The organism is Salinivibrio sp. PR5 (assembly GCF_001996085.1).
In the GTDB taxonomy this organism is placed as follows: domain Bacteria; phylum Pseudomonadota; class Gammaproteobacteria; order Enterobacterales; family Vibrionaceae; genus Salinivibrio; species Salinivibrio proteolyticus.
Window position 1 is genome coordinate 49,564 of sequence record NZ_MUFK01000005.1, and the last position, 15,449, is coordinate 65,012.

11 protein-coding genes and 2 pseudogenes are annotated in these 15,449 nt (G+C 50.3%); 1 reads left to right on the forward strand and 12 read right to left on the reverse strand.

The annotated features are described in order from the left end of the window. Positions 1 to 72: 72 nt before the first annotated feature. Complete coding sequence (gene nudC / locus BZG82_RS03400) at positions 73 to 843, reverse strand: NAD(+) diphosphatase (RefSeq protein WP_077479063.1); 771 nt, start codon at positions 841 to 843, stop codon at positions 73 to 75. Between the two features lie 144 nt (positions 844 to 987). On the opposite strand from nudC, the gene BZG82_RS03405 reads away from it, so the two are divergent. Next, positions 988 to 1,473, forward strand: a complete 486-nt coding sequence (locus BZG82_RS03405) for an Rsd/AlgQ family anti-sigma factor (RefSeq protein WP_077479062.1) — start codon at positions 988 to 990, stop codon at positions 1,471 to 1,473. A 118-nt stretch (positions 1,474 to 1,591) separates the two neighbouring features. On the opposite strand, the gene rpoC is transcribed toward BZG82_RS03405, so the two are convergent. The 11 genes and pseudogenes from rpoC to BZG82_RS16715 form a co-directional block, all read right to left on the reverse strand. Further along, positions 1,592 to 5,806 (reverse strand): DNA-directed RNA polymerase subunit beta', encoded by a 4,215-nt coding sequence (gene rpoC / locus BZG82_RS03410; RefSeq protein WP_069586997.1) that lies wholly within the window; start codon positions 5,804 to 5,806, stop codon positions 1,592 to 1,594. 84 nt (positions 5,807 to 5,890) lie between these two features. Next, positions 5,891 to 9,916, reverse strand: coding sequence for a DNA-directed RNA polymerase subunit beta (gene rpoB, locus BZG82_RS03415; RefSeq protein ID WP_077765220.1), 4,026 nt, complete (start codon positions 9,914 to 9,916; stop codon positions 5,891 to 5,893). A gap of 228 nt (positions 9,917 to 10,144) precedes the next feature. Further along, positions 10,145 to 10,513 carry a 50S ribosomal protein L7/L12 gene (rplL, locus tag BZG82_RS03420; protein WP_069586999.1) on the reverse strand — a complete coding sequence of 123 codons (369 nt, stop codon included), beginning with the start codon at positions 10,511 to 10,513 and terminating at the stop codon, positions 10,145 to 10,147. Positions 10,514 to 10,570: 57 nt separating this feature from the next. Next, positions 10,571 to 11,059 carry a 50S ribosomal protein L10 gene (rplJ, locus tag BZG82_RS03425; RefSeq protein ID WP_069587000.1) on the reverse strand — a complete coding sequence of 163 codons (489 nt, stop codon included), beginning with the start codon at positions 11,057 to 11,059 and terminating at the stop codon, positions 10,571 to 10,573. Between the two features lie 228 nt (positions 11,060 to 11,287). Next, the gene (gene rplA / locus BZG82_RS03430; protein ID WP_069587001.1) at positions 11,288 to 11,992 is read right to left on the reverse strand and encodes a 50S ribosomal protein L1; all 705 of its coding nucleotides are present in this window, start codon (positions 11,990 to 11,992) and stop codon (positions 11,288 to 11,290) included. Positions 11,993 to 11,996: 4 nt separating this feature from the next. Next, on the reverse strand, positions 11,997 to 12,425 hold the full coding sequence (gene rplK, locus BZG82_RS03435) for a 50S ribosomal protein L11 (RefSeq protein ID WP_069587002.1): 429 nt from the start codon (positions 12,423 to 12,425) through the stop codon (positions 11,997 to 11,999). A gap of 122 nt (positions 12,426 to 12,547) precedes the next feature. Further along, positions 12,548 to 13,093: a transcription termination/antitermination protein NusG gene (gene nusG, locus BZG82_RS03440; protein ID WP_069587003.1), complete on the reverse strand. Its 546-nt coding sequence runs from the start codon at positions 13,091 to 13,093 to the stop codon at positions 12,548 to 12,550. Positions 13,094 to 13,104: 11 nt separating this feature from the next. Continuing rightward, the gene (secE, locus tag BZG82_RS03445; RefSeq protein ID WP_069587004.1) at positions 13,105 to 13,476 is read right to left on the reverse strand and encodes a preprotein translocase subunit SecE; all 372 of its coding nucleotides are present in this window, start codon (positions 13,474 to 13,476) and stop codon (positions 13,105 to 13,107) included. A gap of 232 nt (positions 13,477 to 13,708) precedes the next feature. Further along, positions 13,709 to 14,008: pseudogene (locus BZG82_RS03450) on the reverse strand (hypothetical protein); the annotation flags it as partial. Positions 14,009 to 14,037: 29 nt separating this feature from the next. Then, positions 14,038 to 15,153, reverse strand: a pseudogene (gene tuf / locus BZG82_RS03455) (elongation factor Tu); the annotation flags it as partial. Then, positions 15,149 to 15,370: a GTP-binding protein gene (locus BZG82_RS16715; RefSeq protein WP_443216476.1), complete on the reverse strand. Its 222-nt coding sequence runs from the start codon at positions 15,368 to 15,370 to the stop codon at positions 15,149 to 15,151. The gene BZG82_RS16715 and the pseudogene tuf, both read right to left, overlap by 5 nt. Between the last annotated feature and the right edge of the window lie 79 nt (positions 15,371 to 15,449).

Below are 15,449 nucleotides of genomic sequence, written 5' to 3' on the forward strand. Positions count from 1 at the left end.
CATAACGACAATAGGTCTGCGAAAGACAATTATGTTCGCATCTTACCCCGGCTTCCCTACGGCCGGGTTTTTTTATTCCTGCGCAAGCGCGCAGCTTGCGTCAATCAAGCGCCGCGCAATGGTCCCTTGAGGTGCAACTGGCGGGAGTGATTGGCAGTCAAACCATTGTGCATCCGTCAATTCCTCATAATCTGGCCGTAGCTGACCGCTTGCATAGTCGGCCAAAAAACCCATCATGACATTGGAAGGAAAGGCCCACGGCTGGCTATCCATATAACGGATATTTTTCACCTCAATCCCCGTTTCCTCTTTGACCTCGCGCGCCACGCACTGTTCGAGGGTTTCACCGGGCTCAACGAATCCGGCAATCACGGTATACATCCCGGTTTTATGCCGTGGATGCTGTGCCAGCAGCAGTCGCTTGTCATCACGTACCGCCACAATCACACAAGGCGACACACGCGGATAATCGTGACGTTGACAGACGGCGCACCACATCGCCACCGACTGTGTATCCAATACCGCACGGTGGCCACAGCGGCCGCAAAATGCTTGCTGCTTTTGCATCACATCAAGCTGAACGACTCGTCCCACTAGCGCAAACAAGTCAGCCGGTAAATCCGATAATAGCGCTCTCAAGTCCGCCATCTCATCACTCGGTAGCATGGTGTTACAATTCCATGCCCCCACCACTGGGATGTGTTGATAATGACCAACGGTGATCGTCGTCTGCACCGCAAACGGCAATTCTGATAGGGATAACAAAGGCAATGTACCGTGAGGAAGCCAGAGTTTTCCGTCGACAACCGCACACAAATAGACGGCTTGTTGATTCTGAGACATGGTCACTTCCTTAGCCTTGCAGCTATACTTGAATACTGGCAATCTAACTTCATAACGTGATGCAAAGGATTGAGCAGCCCGTTAATTTTAAGTTGGCCGTATATAGTGCCACCCATTCGCTGATCGATCACGAGGACGCCGATCATGCTGAAAAAACTTGAACGTACTAAAGCACAATGGAGCGGTTACGATGACGTCATCGATTACTGGCTCGAGTTACGTCGTCAGCTGCTGGTTGAATACTACAACGTGGCAGGTGTCGCGGTAAAAAAGAAGCAGAATCTGCCCAGCAAAGAAGAAATTGACCGCTTCTGCGATCACTTGGTCGATTACATCTCCACGGGGCATTTTAAGATTTATAACATGGTCATGGAGCGATGGCAGTCTACCGGCTTCTCGGCAACACAAGAAACCGATAGCTTGTATTTCCGCATTGTTGACACCACGGATCCTTTGCTCGATTTCAACGACAAATTTAGTGAGCTTGATTGGGATGATGAGGACTATCACTTCCCCGACTTTGATGAAGACATCTCAGCGATCGGCGAGCTGCTGGAACAACGTTTCGAGTTAGAAGACACACTAATTCGTGTCATTGCAGATAGCTTAGCTCACCCGCCTGGCGCGTAAATACGTATCAGTGAATAAACGAATCCGTCGCCTCTTGGCGGCGTTTTTTTGTGCTCTAGGGCAGAAAAACAAAAGGCACCTCCGAGGAGGTGCCTTTTCAATGGTGCGAGACAATCGATTAATTGTCGTCGTTCAGTCCTGCATTCAACAGTGCTGCCAGATCTTGTGAGGCTTGCTCAGCATCAATCTGTGGTGCAACAGGCTGTTCAGGCTCAGCACGTTTGGCTTGACGATCTTTATGATACGCGAAACCAGTACCGGCTGGGATCAAACGACCCACAATCACGTTCTCTTTCAGACCACGTAAGTCATCACGTTTACCCGCTACGGCTGCTTCTGTCAGCACGCGCGTGGTTTCCTGGAACGATGCCGCTGAGATGAATGACTCAGTCGCCAACGAGGCTTTAGTGATACCCAGCAGGTCACGACCATAGGTCGCTGGACGCTTGCCTTCCGCTTCAAGTTCACGGTTAGCAATGGTCACACGTGAGTATTCCACTTGCTCGCCTTCCAAGAAGTCGGTATCACCTGCAGACTTAATGGTCACCTTACGCAACATCTGACGCACGATGGTCTCGATATGCTTATCGTTGATCTTAACGCCTTGCAGACGGTAAACGTCTTGAACTTCGTTGGTGATGTACTCAGCCACTGCGTGAACACCACGCAGACGCAAGATGTCGTGCGGTGATTCTGGACCATCAGCGATCACATCACCTTTCTCGACTTTTTCACCTTCGAATACGTTGAGCTGACGCCATTTTGGAATCATCTCTTCGTAGGCTTGGCCTTCTTCTGGGGTGATGATCAGGCGACGTTTACCTTTGGTTTCTTTACCGAAGGAAACAGTACCTGTGATCTCCGCCAAGATAGCTGGCTCTTTTGGCTTACGCGCTTCGAACAGGTCAGCAACACGTGGCAGACCACCGGTGATATCCTTGGTACCGCCGCTTTCTTGCGGGATACGCGCCAAGGTGTCACCAATGCCAACGTTCGCGCCGTCATCCAGCTGAACAATTGCGTTACCCGGCAAGAAGTATTGAACCGGCATATCAGTGCCTGGGATCATCATGTCATTGCCTTGCGCATCAACCAGTTTCACTGCAGGGCGCTTATCTTTACCGGATGATGGGCGCTCAGAGGCATCCATGACCACGATAGAAGACAGGCCGGTCAGTTCATCAGTTTGACGCTGCATGGTGACGCCATCAATCATGTCTACGAAGCGAACGCTACCTTCTACTTCGGTGATGATTGGCATGGTGTGCGGGTCCCAGTTAGCAACGACGTCGCCAGCTTCAACCGCTTCACCATCTTTCTTGCTCAGCAAGGCACCGTAAGGCACTTTGTAGCTTTCTTTCGTACGACCGAACTCATCAACAATGGTCATCTCTGACGCACGCGAGGTAATCACTAGCTTACCGTCGCTGTTGGTCACGGATTTCACATTGTGCAGGTGCATAGAACCTTTGTTCTTCACCTGGATGTTGTTTTCTGCCGCCGCACGCGATGCCGCACCACCGATGTGGAACGTACGCATGGTCAGCTGTGTACCTGGCTCACCGATAGACTGTGCCGCGATAACGCCCACAGACTCACCGTGGTTCACCAAGTGACCACGTGCCAAGTCACGACCGTAACAGTGTGCACAACAACCGAAGTCAGTTTCACAGGTTACGACAGAGCGTACTTTTACCTTATCGACAGAGTGCTGCTCAAGAATGTCACACCACTTCTCATCCAACAGGGTGTTACGTGGTGCAAGCACCTCGTCAGTACCCGGCTTCAGTACGTCTTCAGCCACGACACGACCCAGCACACGCTCACGCAGTGCTTCTTTCACGTCACCGCCTTCGATAACCGCCATCATGTGGATACCGCCTTCGGTGCCACAATCGGTTTCGGTCACGACCACGTCTTGGGCTACGTCAACCAGACGACGAGTCAGGTAACCTGAGTTCGCTGTCTTCAATGCGGTATCTGCAAGACCCTTACGCGCACCGTGCGTAGAGATAAAGTACTGAAGAACGTTCAGGCCTTCACGGAAGTTCGCCGTGATTGGCGTTTCGATGATAGAGCCATCTGGCTTCGCCATCAGACCACGCATACCGGCTAGCTGACGAATCTGTGCCGCAGAACCACGTGCGCCTGAGTCGGCCATCATGTAAACACTGTTGAACGACTTCTGGGTTTCTTCTTCGCCGTCACGGTTAATCACTGTCTCGTTAGACAGGTTATCCATCATGGCTTTTGCAACTTGTTCGTTCGCTGCAGCCCAGATATCGATCACTTTGTTGTAACGTTCGCCCGCGGTAACCAGACCAGATTGGAACTGCTCTTGGATTTCCGCAACTTCTGCTTCTGCTGCTTCGATCAAGTCGTACTTGGCTTGTGGGATCACCATATCGTCGATACCGACAGAGGTGCCCGACAGTGCCGCGTAGGCAAAACCGGTGTACATGATTTGGTCAGCAAAAATAACAGTGTCTTTCAGACCCAGCTTACGGTAACAGGTGTTGAGCAAGTTAGAGATTTGCTTTTTACCCAGCGGCTGGTTAACCAAGTCAAATGACAGGCCTTCCGGCACGATGGTCCACAGCATGGCACGACCGACGGTGGTATCAACCAGTGATACTTTCTCGGTACGAGCGCCCATCTCATCGATATCGACTTGCTTGATACGCACTTTTACGCGCGTATGCAGTTCAGCATGGCCAGTACGGTAAACCTTTTCGGCTTCGCCTGGGCCGGCCAAGTACATGCCTTCGCCTTTGCCGTTCACCTTCTCACGGGTCATGTAGTAAAGACCCAGTACCACGTCCTGAGACGGTACGATGATAGGATCACCGGATGCTGGCGATAGGATGTTGTTGGTCGACATCATCAACGCACGCGCTTCGAGCTGGGCTTCCAGCGTCAGCGGTACGTGAACAGCCATCTGGTCACCATCGAAGTCGGCGTTATAGGCCGCACACACCAATGGGTGTAGCTGAATCGCTTTACCTTCGATAAGCACAGGTTCAAACGCTTGGATACCCAAACGGTGAAGTGTTGGTGCACGGTTTAGCAGGACAGGGTGTTCACGGATGACTTCATCCAAGATATCCCATACCACAGCTTCTTCGCGCTCAACCATCTTCTTGGCCGCTTTGATAGTGGTCGCGAGACCACGAGTCTCAAGCTTGCCGTAGATAAACGGTTTAAACAGCTCTAGTGCCATTTTCTTTGGCAGACCACACTGATGCAGACGCAAGTATGGACCTACGGTGATTACCGAACGGCCAGAGTAGTCAACGCGTTTACCCAGCAGGTTCTGACGGAAACGACCCTGCTTACCTTTGATCATGTCAGCCAGCGATTTAAGCGGACGCTTGTTCGAGCCAGTGATGGCACGACCACGACGACCGTTATCAAGCAGGGCATCCACAGACTCTTGCAGCATGCGTTTTTCGTTACGCACAATGATGTCTGGTGCAGCAAGATCAAGCAGGCGCTTCAAACGGTTGTTACGGTTGATCACACGACGGTAAAGGTCGTTCAGATCCGAGGTCGCAAAACGACCACCGTCCAACGGTACCAATGGACGCAAGTCTGGCGGCAACACAGGCAGCACAGTCAGGATCATCCACTCAGGGTTGTTACCTGATTGCAAGAAGGCTTCCACCAGCTTCAAACGCTTAGTGATCTTCTTACGTTTGGTTTCAGAGTTGGTTTCTTCCAACTCTTCACGCATTTGCTCTGTCTCAACTGACAGATCCATGTTCGCCAGCAGTGCTTTCACTGCTTCTGCGCCCATGCGCGCATCAAATTCGTCGCCCCACTCTTCCAACGCGTCCAAGTACTGCTCTTCAGACAGCATCTGACCACGCTCAAGGTTGGTCATACCTGGCTCAATCACCACGTAGGATTCAAAGTAAAGCACACGCTCGATGTCACGTAGCGGCATGTCCATCAGCAAACCAATGCGTGATGGTAGCGACTTCAGGAACCAAATGTGGGCAACAGGTGAAGCCAGCTCAATGTGACCCATACGCTCACGGCGCACTTTGGTCTGAGTAACTTCAACGCCACATTTTTCACAAATGACGCCACGGTGCTTCAGGCGCTTGTATTTACCACAAAGACATTCGTAGTCTTTGACCGGGCCGAAGATACGTGCACAGAACAAACCGTCACGCTCAGGCTTAAAGGTACGGTAGTTGATGGTTTCTGGCTTTTTCACTTCACCAAACGACCATGAACGGATCATGTCTGGTGAGGCTAGACCGATTTTGATCGAATCAAATTCTTCGGTCTTATGCTGTGCTTTCAGAAACTTAAGTAAGTCTTTCACAATCGGCTCCTGTGAGGAGTTGACCCATAAAGGCGCTGACAGGCAGCGCCTTCATATTCTTACCGGAGAGAGTCAGCCAGCGGCTTACTCGTCTTCCAGCTCGATGTTGATACCCAACGAGCGGATTTCTTTCAGCAATACGTTGAAAGATTCCGGCATGCCCGGCTCCATACGATGGTCGCCATCCACGATGTTCTTATACATCTTGGTACGGCCATTAACGTCATCCGACTTCACGGTGAGCATTTCTTGTAGGGTATAGGCAGCACCGTATGCTTCCAGTGCCCATACTTCCATCTCACCGAATCGCTGACCACCGAACTGTGCCTTACCACCCAGCGGCTGCTGAGTTACAAGGCTGTACGAGCCAGTTGAACGGGCGTGCATCTTGTCATCAACCAAGTGGTTCAGTTTCAGCATGTACATGTAACCCACGGTTACTGGACGCTCAAACTTCTCACCCGTGCGGCCATCATAAAGCGCTAGCTGACCTGACTCTGGCAGATCACCCAGTTTGAGTAGCTCTTTGATCAACGGCTCTGGTGCACCGTCAAAGACAGGCGATGCCGTTGGAAGACCGTCACGCAGGTTGTTCACCAAGGTGCGTACTTCGTCGTCAGTCAGTTTACTGATGTCCACTTTCTGACGGGTATCGCCCAGACTATAGACCTTCTGCAGGAACTCGCGGAATTTCGCCAGTTCTTGCTGCTCTTTGAGCATACGGTTGATCTTGTCACCGATACCTTTCGCCGCCAGACCCATGTGTGTTTCTAGGATCTGACCGATGTTCATACGTGAAGGTACACCCAGCGGGTTAAGTACCAGATCCACAGGAACACCGTTTTCGTCGTAAGGCATGTCTTCAACTGGGTTAATCTTCGAGATTACACCTTTGTTACCGTGACGACCGGCCATCTTGTCACCCGGCTGGATGCGACGTTTAACGGCCAAGTAGACTTTAACGATCTTCAGTACGCCAGGAGCCAAATCATCACCTTGAGTGATCTTACGGCGCTTGGTTTCGAACTTCTTATCGAACTCGGCTTTAATTTCGTCGTATTGCTCAGCCAGTTGCTCTAGCTGGGTTTGCTGTGCTTCATCATCCAGTGTTTGTGTCAACATGGTCTTACGATCCATGCCGTCTAACTGGTTGTCGGTATAACCGGCTTGAGAAAGCAGTGAACGAACACGTGCTAGCAGACCACCTTCAAGGATAGAAAACTCCTCGGTCAGGTCTTTCTTCGCTTCTTTCAGCTGCATCTCTTCGATTTCGAGTGCACGCTTGTCTTTCTCTACGCCATCGCGAGTAAAGACTTGTACATCGATAACCGTACCTGATACACCGTTCGGCACACGTAGTGACGAGTCTTTCACGTCAGAGGCTTTTTCGCCGAAGATTGCACGCAGCAATTTCTCTTCTGGTGTCAGTTGCGTTTCGCCTTTTGGCGTCACTTTACCAACCAAGATATCGCCGCCTTTCACTTCGGCACCGATATACACAACCCCTGACTCATCCAGTTTCGATAGCGCTGCTTCACCCACGTTTGGAATGTCCGCGGTGATTTCTTCGCTGCCCAACTTGGTATCACGCGCCACACAAGAAAGCTCTTGAATGTGGATAGTGGTTAAACGGTCTTCCTGCGCGACGCGCTCAGAAATAAGGATGGAATCCTCAAAGTTATAACCGTTCCACGGCATAAACGCGATACGCATGTTCTGACCCAGTGCTAGCTCGCCCAAGTCAGTCGATGGGCCGTCAGCCAGTACGTCACCTTTTGCCACTTGGTCGCCCGGCATCACAGTTGGACGCTGGTTAATACAGGTGTTCTGGTTAGAACGGGTGTACTTAGTCAGGTTGTAGATGTCGATACCCGCTTCACCAGGTACCAGCTCATCTTCATTCACTTTCAGTACGATGCGCGAAGCATCAACTGACTGGATGATACCGCCACGTTTCGCAACCGCGGTAACACCTGAGTCAACCGCCACATTGCGCTCGATACCCGTACCAACCAGCGGCTTTTGCGCACGCAATGTTGGAACGGCCTGACGTTGCATGTTCGCACCCATCAAGGCACGGTTCGCATCGTCATGCTCAAGGAATGGGATCAAAGAGGCTGCCACCGATACAACCTGGTTGGTTGCAACGTCCATGTACTGAACATGGTCACGTGGGTGCAGACCTGATTCCCCTTTCTCACGCGCAGTGATCAGTTCATCAGTGAACGAGCCATCTTCGTTCAGCGCGGCGTTCGCCTGCGCAATCACGTAGTGGCCTTCTTCAATCGCTGACAGGTAATCGATTTGATCGGTCACTTTACCGTCAACCACTTTACGGTATGGGGTTTCCAAGAAGCCGTAAGGGTTACAACGCGCAAACGCTGACAGTGAGTTAATCAGACCGATGTTCGGACCTTCAGGGGTTTCGATCGGACAGAGACGACCGTAGTGCGTCGCGTGTACGTCTCGAACTTCAAAGCCGGCGCGCTCACGCGTCAAACCACCTGGACCCAATGCAGAGATACGACGTTTGTGCGTCACCTCAGACAACGGGTTGTTTTGGTCCATAAATTGTGACAACTGAGATGAACCAAAGAACTCTTTCACCGCGGCCGAAATTGGCTTAGCGTTGATCAAGTCTTGTGGCATCACATTGTCAAGGTCACCCAGGCTCAGACGCTCTTTAACCGCACGCTCAACACGTACCAAACCAACACGGAATTGGTTCTCGGCCATTTCGCCAACCGAACGAATACGACGGTTACCTAGGTGGTCGATGTCGTCCACTTCACCGATACCGTTACGGATATCGATCAGTTTACGCATCACTTCAATGATGTCTTCTTTGCTCAGTACGCCAGGACCGGTTAGTTCATCACGCCCTAATGAGCTGTTGAACTTCATACGGCCCACCGCTGATAGATCGTAACGATCTTCAGAGAAGAAGAGGCTTTCGAACAATTGCTCTGCCGCTTCTTTTGTTGGTGGCTCGCCTGGGCGCATCATGCGATAGATTTCAACCAACGCAGTCAAACGATCCGTGGTGTTGTCGATACGCAAGGTATCTGACATGTACGGACCATGATCTAAGTCGTTGGTGAACAGGGTTTCGATTTTCTTGTGACCCGCTTGCGACAATTGCGCCAGTGTCTCCAGGCTTAACTCTTGGTTAGCCGAGACAATCACTTCGCCTGTGTCTTGGTTAACGTAATCACGTGCAGAAATCTTGCCTGCGATGTACTCAACCGGCACTTCGATGTGATCGACGTTATCTTTCACCAACTGACGGATGTGGCGAGCGGTAATACGGCGACCCTGTTCAACATAAACGGTGCCGTTGGCTTCAATGTCAAAGCTGGCTGTTTCGCCACGTAGGCGATCAGGCACCAGTTCCATGACTAGCGCTTTACCTTTGACTTCAAAGACAACTTTATCGAAGAACAGATCCAGGATCTCTTCCGTTGTATATTCCAGCGCACGCAGAATAATCGATGCAGGCAGCTTACGACGACGGTCGATACGAACGTAAACGATATCCTTAGGATCAAATTCGAAATCCAACCATGAACCACGGTATGGGATCACGCGTGCGTTATATAGCACTTTTCCTGAGGAATGGGTTTTACCCTTATCGCTGTCGAAAAAGACGCCCGGACTACGGTGCAGCTGGGATACGATAACCCTCTCAGTACCATTGATGACAAAGGTACCATTTTCAGTCATGAGCGGAATTTCGCCCATATAGACTTCTTGTTCTTTGATGTCTTTAACGGTACCAGCCGGGGCATCTTTATCAAACATCACCAAGCGCAGTTTCACGCGTAGTGGTGCCGAATAGGTTACGCCGCGAATTTGGCATTCTTTGACATCGAAAACTGGCTCACCGAGACGATAGCTAACGTATTGCAGCTCGGAATTGCCGTTGTAGCTCTGAATTGGAAAGACAGAGCGAAAGGCAGCTTCAAGACCGTATTGCCCTTCTGGATCCTGCTCGATAAACTTCTCAAAAGATTCAAGCTGGATCGACAGCAAGTATGGCACGTCCAGAACTTGAGGACGCTTACCAAAATCCTTACGGATACGCTTTTTCTCGGTATAAGAGTAAACCATAGGGTTCCTCAGCTCGCTGATAAGTGACCCAAACTGTCCAGTACAAGGGACAGTGACTAAACAACCACCGTTTAGTGTAGGAAAATCAAAGCGCTTGCTTTGATTTTTTTGCATGGTCAGCAGTGATAAAACGGGGTGGAAATTTCACTACCGCCCTACAGCGCAAAAAGGCCGGTGGCTATTTAGCCACCAGCCAATGCCCTTTCAGGCTAAGAAATTAAGTATAAATTACTTAACTTCAACAGAAGCACCAGCTTCTTCTAGCTGAGCTTTAAGCGCTTCAGCTTCTTCTTTCTCAACACCTTCTTTCAGAGGTGCAGGAGCGCCGTCAACCAGAGCTTTCGCTTCTTTCAGGCCTAGACCAGTTGCGCCACGAACCGCTTTGATAACTGCTACTTTGTTAGCACCAGCTTCTTTCAGGATTACGTCAAATTCGGTTTGCTCTTCAGCAGCACCGCCTTCAGCAGCACCACCAGCAACAACTGCTGCTGCAGCTGATACGCCGAATTTTTCTTCCATTGCTTCGATTAGCTCAACAACTTGCATTACAGACATGTCTGCAATTGCGTCTAGGATTTGCTCGTTAGTGATAGACATAACAATTCTCTTTAAAGTCAACAATAATTAGATTAAGCAACCAATGTAAAAGGGCAATTACGCCGCTTCTTTTTGGTCGCGAACAGCGGCAATAGTACGAACCAGCTTGCCTGCAGATGCTTCTTTCAGACCCATCATCAGGCGTGCAATTGCTTCGTCGTACGTTGGCAGTGTTGCCAATACCTCTGGGTCAGTGATCGCACCTTCGAATGCAGCAGACTTGATCTCAAACTCTTTGTTCTCTTTTGCGAAGTCTTTGAAAAGACGCGCAGCGGCACCAGGGTGCTCGTTAGAAAACGCAATCAGAGTTGGACCAACGAAAGTGTCTTTTAGACACTCGTAGTCAGTGCCTTCAACTGCACGGCGAGCCAGTGTATTACGAACAACTTTCATGAAAACGCCCGCTTCACGCGCTTGTTTACGTAGAGAAGTCATCGCATCCACGGTTACACCGCGAGAATCAGCAACTACTGCAGACAGGGCACCACTGGCAGCTTCGTTGACTTCAGCAACAATTGCTTTTTTGTCTTGAAGGTTTAAAGCCATTTGGATTTGCTCCTGGATTGTTTAACACCACTCTCTACAGCTTTGCAGAGAGAGCTTGTACGGTGCAGATCCAAGAAAGACGAGAAATCTATCATGTTCTGGCACCGTCTACGTAGGAAATATTAAGTTCGTAATGAACGCCTACGGTCTTGGACGAAGTCTGTTAAACAGACTCAGCCATAAAATTGTGAAGCGAGAGAGTATAAACTACTCACTCGCTTCTGGCAATTAGCTTGCGCTGGTTTCCAGAGTGTTCTGGTCCAGAGCAACACCTGCGCCCATGGTGGTAGACAGGCTAACTTTCTTAATGAAAGTACCTTTTGCTGAAGTTGGCTTCGCCTTCTTCAGAGCAACCAACAGCGCTTCCAGGTTTTCTTTCAGGCTGTTCGCGTCAAAGTCTACTTTACCGATGGTGGTGTGAACGATGCCGTTCTTGTCGTTACGGTAACGAACCTGACCTGCTTTCGCGTTCTTAACCGCTTCAGCAACGTTAGGCGTTACAGTACCCACTTTCGGGTTTGGCATCAGGCCGCGAGGACCTAGGATAGTACCCAGTTGGCCAACAACGCGCATCGCGTCTGGTGAAGCGACAACGACGTCAAAGTTCATTTCGCCTTTCTTCACTTGCTCAGCCAGGTCTTCCATACCAACGATGTCGGCACCCGCTTCTTTCGCAGCTTCAGCGTTCGCACCTTGTGTGAACACAGCAACACGGATATCACGGCCAGTACCGTGTGGCAGTACAGTTGCGCCACGAACGTTCTGGTCTGATTTACGTGCATCAATGCCAAGGTTGACAGCAACGTCAACGCTTTCAACAAATTTAGCAGTCGCCAGTTCCTTCAGTAGAGCAACGGCTTCGTTGATGTCGTACTCTTTGGTCACATCAACTTTTTCGCGGATTACGCGCATGCGCTTAGTCATTTTAGCCATTGTCTTAACCCTCTACGTTCAGGCCCATTGAACGGGCAGTACCCGCAATAGAGCGTTTCATCGCTTCGATGTCCGCACCGGTCATGTCTGCCGCTTTCGTTTCTGCGATCTCTTGGATCTGAGCGTCAGTGACGGTACCCACTTTTTCAGTGTTTGGACGACCTGAACCAGACTTAACGCCTGCTGCTTTCTTAAGAAGAACTGCCGCTGGCGGAGTCTTAGTAACGAAAGTGAAAGAACGATCGTTGTATACAGTGATAACAACAGGAATCGGCAGACCTTTCTCGATAGATTCGGTCTTCGCGTTAAACGCTTTACAGAATTCCATGATGTTCACACCGTGTTGACCTAGAGCAGGACCAACCGGTGGCGATGGGTTAGCTGCACCCGCTGCAACTTGCAGCTTGATGTAAGCTTCTACTTTCTTTGCCATTATTCAATTACCTAATTTTGGGTACTAACGTCTACCTGACGATAGACTCCCCGTTTAACAAAAGGGCGCGAAATTATAGTCAAATTTCGCGCCCTTGCCAACCGTTGATGATGCTTTTTTGATCAGGTTTTTTCTACCTGGCCAAACTCAAGCTCAACTGGGGTTGCACGGCCAAAGATAGACACAGACACCTTCAGGCGGTTCTTGTCATAGTCCACTTCTTCAACCACACCGTTAAAGTCTGCAAAGGGTCCTTCCGTCACGCGAACCACTTCACCAGCCTCAAAGACGGTTTTGTGTACGGGTGACTCACTCGCTTTTTCAAGACGGTTGAGAATCGCATCGGCTTCTTTGTCTGAAATCGGCGCAGGACGATCTGAGGTGCCACCGATGAAGCCCATTACACGAGGAACACTGCGTACCAAGTGCCAAGATTCATCGTTCATCACCATTTGTACTAGCACGTAGCCTGGGAAGAATTTGCGCTCACTTTTACGGCGCTGGCCTTGACGCATTTCAACCACTTCTTCGGTTGGCACCAAGACTTCACCAAAGTGATCTTCCATTTCGTGCATTTTGATATGTTCACGCAATGACTGCGCAACACGGCTTTCAAAACCAGAGAAAGCCTGAACCACATACCAACGTTTTTTGGGAGCTTCGCTCATGTACTTTTACCTCACACGCCAGTGATTAGGCGGACTAGACGGACCATAATCCCGTCAACGCCCCACAGGATGAGCGCCATAACGACAGTAACAGCCAGAACGATGAGAGTGGTTTGTAAGGTCTCTTGACGCGTAGGCCATACAACTTTACGCACTTCCATACGCGATTCGCGTGCAAACGTGATCGCAGCTTTTCCTTTCATCGTGAGTGCAGCAATACCACCAGCAGCGGCAACTAACACCACTACAGCAGCAGCTCGCACTACCACAGACACGTCACTGTACAGGCTATTCCCTACCACGGCTGCGGCCAACAGGACAAAAACAACACCCCATTTAAGGATGTCCATCGAACCGGATTGGGTCTCAGCGTTCGCTTTCATACATTCTACCTGTAACAAGTCTACATAGACGGCAATGTCTTTGCAGCCAAAACACCATAATGCCTTGGCAATGACACGCGGTGCTCGTATTTATCACACCTAAGGGTATCAATACGAGCACCAACACGCTGCATTTGTTCACTAATACTGGGCAAAATAGCAACAATATAAGTGTCAAACGCAGAAAAAGGGCATCAAATGATGCCCTTTTTACTAGTGTTTCGTCAAATCATTATTCAACGATGTTGGCAACAACACCAGCGCCTACGGTACGGCCACCTTCACGGATAGCGAAACGTAGACCTTCGTCCATCGCGATTGGCGCGATCAGGGTAACAACCATCTTGATGTTGTCACCAGGCATTACCATCTCAACGCCTTCTGGCAGTTCGATAGTACCGGTCACGTCAGTTGTACGGAAGTAGAACTGTGGACGGTAGCCTTTGAAGAACGGAGTATGACGGCCGCCTTCGTCTTTAGACAGTACGTATACTTCTGACTCGAACTTAGTGTGCGGGGTGATTGAACCAGGNTTCAGTGGTATGTTTTTAACTCAACGCATTACGCGATGATGTTAGCGACAACACCAGCACCGACTGTACGGCCACCTTCACGGATAGCGAAACGTAGACCTTCGTCCATCGCGATTGGCGCGATCAACTCAACAACCATCTTGATGTTGTCACCAGGCATTACCATCTCAACGCCTTCTGGCAGTTCGATAGTACCGGTCACGTCAGTTGTACGGAAGTAGAACTGTGGACGGTAGCCTTTGAAGAACGGAGTATGACGGCCGCCTTCGTCTTTAGACAGTACGTATACTTCTGACTCGAACTTAGTGTGCGGGGTGATTGAACCAGGCTTCGCCAGTACTTGACCACGCTCAACTTCGTCACGCTTAGTACCACGCAGAAGAACACCAACGTTCTCACCTGCACGGCCTTCGTCTAGAAGCTTACGGAACATTTCAACACCAGTACAAGTGGTCTTGGTGGTGTCTTTCATGCCCACGATTTCTACTTCGTCACCAACGGTGATGATGCCTTGCTCAACACGACCAGTTACTACRGTACCACGGCCTTGGATTGAGAATACGTCTTCGATTGGYAGGATGAACGGCTTGTCGATTGCACGCTCTGGCTCTGGGATGTAAGAATCCAGTGCTTCCGCTAGCTCAACAATCTTCTGTTCCCACTGCTCTTCACCGTTCAGAGCRCCTAGYGCTGAACCTTGGATTACTGGGCAGTCGTCACCTGGGAAGTCATACTCTGAAAGCAGCTCACGTACTTCCATTTCAACTAGYTCAAGTAGYTCTTCATCATCAACCATGTCACATTTGTTCATGAATACGATGATGTATGGGATGCCTACCTGACGGCCTAGCAGGATGTGCTCACGAGTCTGTGGCATTGGGCCATCAGTCGCTGCTACTACTAGGATACCACCGTCCATTTGCGCTGCACCGGTGATCATGTTTTTCACGTAGTCGGCGTGCCCTGGGCAGTCAACGTGCGCGTAGTGGCGAGTTGGCGTATCGTATTCTACGTGCGAAGTCGCGATGGTGATACCACGCTCACGCTCTTCTGGTGCGTTATCGATTGATGCGAAGTCACGCGCTGCACCACCGTGTACTTTTGCAAGTACAGTACAGATAGCGGCAGTCAGAGTAGTTTTACCNCACGTAGTCGGCGTGCCCTGGGCAGTCAACGTGCGCGTAGTGGCGAGTTGGCGTATCGTATTCTACGTGCGAAGTCGCGATGGTGATACCACGCTCACGCTCTTCTGGTGCGTTATCGATTGATGCGAAGTCACGCGCTGCACCACCGTGTACTTTTGCAAGTACAGTACAGATAGCGGCAGTCAGAGTAGTTTTACCGTGGTCAACGTGGCCGATAGTACCAACGTTAACGTGCGGTTTCGTACGTTCAAATTTTTCTTTAGACACGATCGTCTTCCTTCCTAGTTGTGAGCTA

Coding starts and splice junctions, on each gene's coding strand:
- nudC (WP_077479063.1), bottom strand. CDS start 843: ATGTCTCAGAATCAACAAGCCGTCTATTTGTGTGCGGTTGTCGACGGA.
- BZG82_RS03405 (WP_077479062.1), top strand. CDS start 988: ATGCTGAAAAAACTTGAACGTACTAAAGCACAATGGAGCGGTTACGAT.
- rpoB (WP_077765220.1), bottom strand. CDS start 9,916: ATGGTTTACTCTTATACCGAGAAAAAGCGTATCCGTAAGGATTTTGGT.
- rplL (WP_069586999.1), bottom strand. CDS start 10,513: ATGTCTATCACTAACGAGCAAATCCTAGACGCAATTGCAGACATGTCT.
- rplJ (WP_069587000.1), bottom strand. CDS start 11,059: ATGGCTTTAAACCTTCAAGACAAAAAAGCAATTGTTGCTGAAGTCAAC.
- rplA (WP_069587001.1), bottom strand. CDS start 11,992: ATGGCTAAAATGACTAAGCGCATGCGCGTAATCCGCGAAAAAGTTGAT.
- rplK (WP_069587002.1), bottom strand. CDS start 12,425: ATGGCAAAGAAAGTAGAAGCTTACATCAAGCTGCAAGTTGCAGCGGGT.
- nusG (WP_069587003.1), bottom strand. CDS start 13,093: ATGAGCGAAGCTCCCAAAAAACGTTGGTATGTGGTTCAGGCTTTCTCT.
- secE (WP_069587004.1), bottom strand. CDS start 13,476: ATGAAAGCGAACGCTGAGACCCAATCCGGTTCGATGGACATCCTTAAA.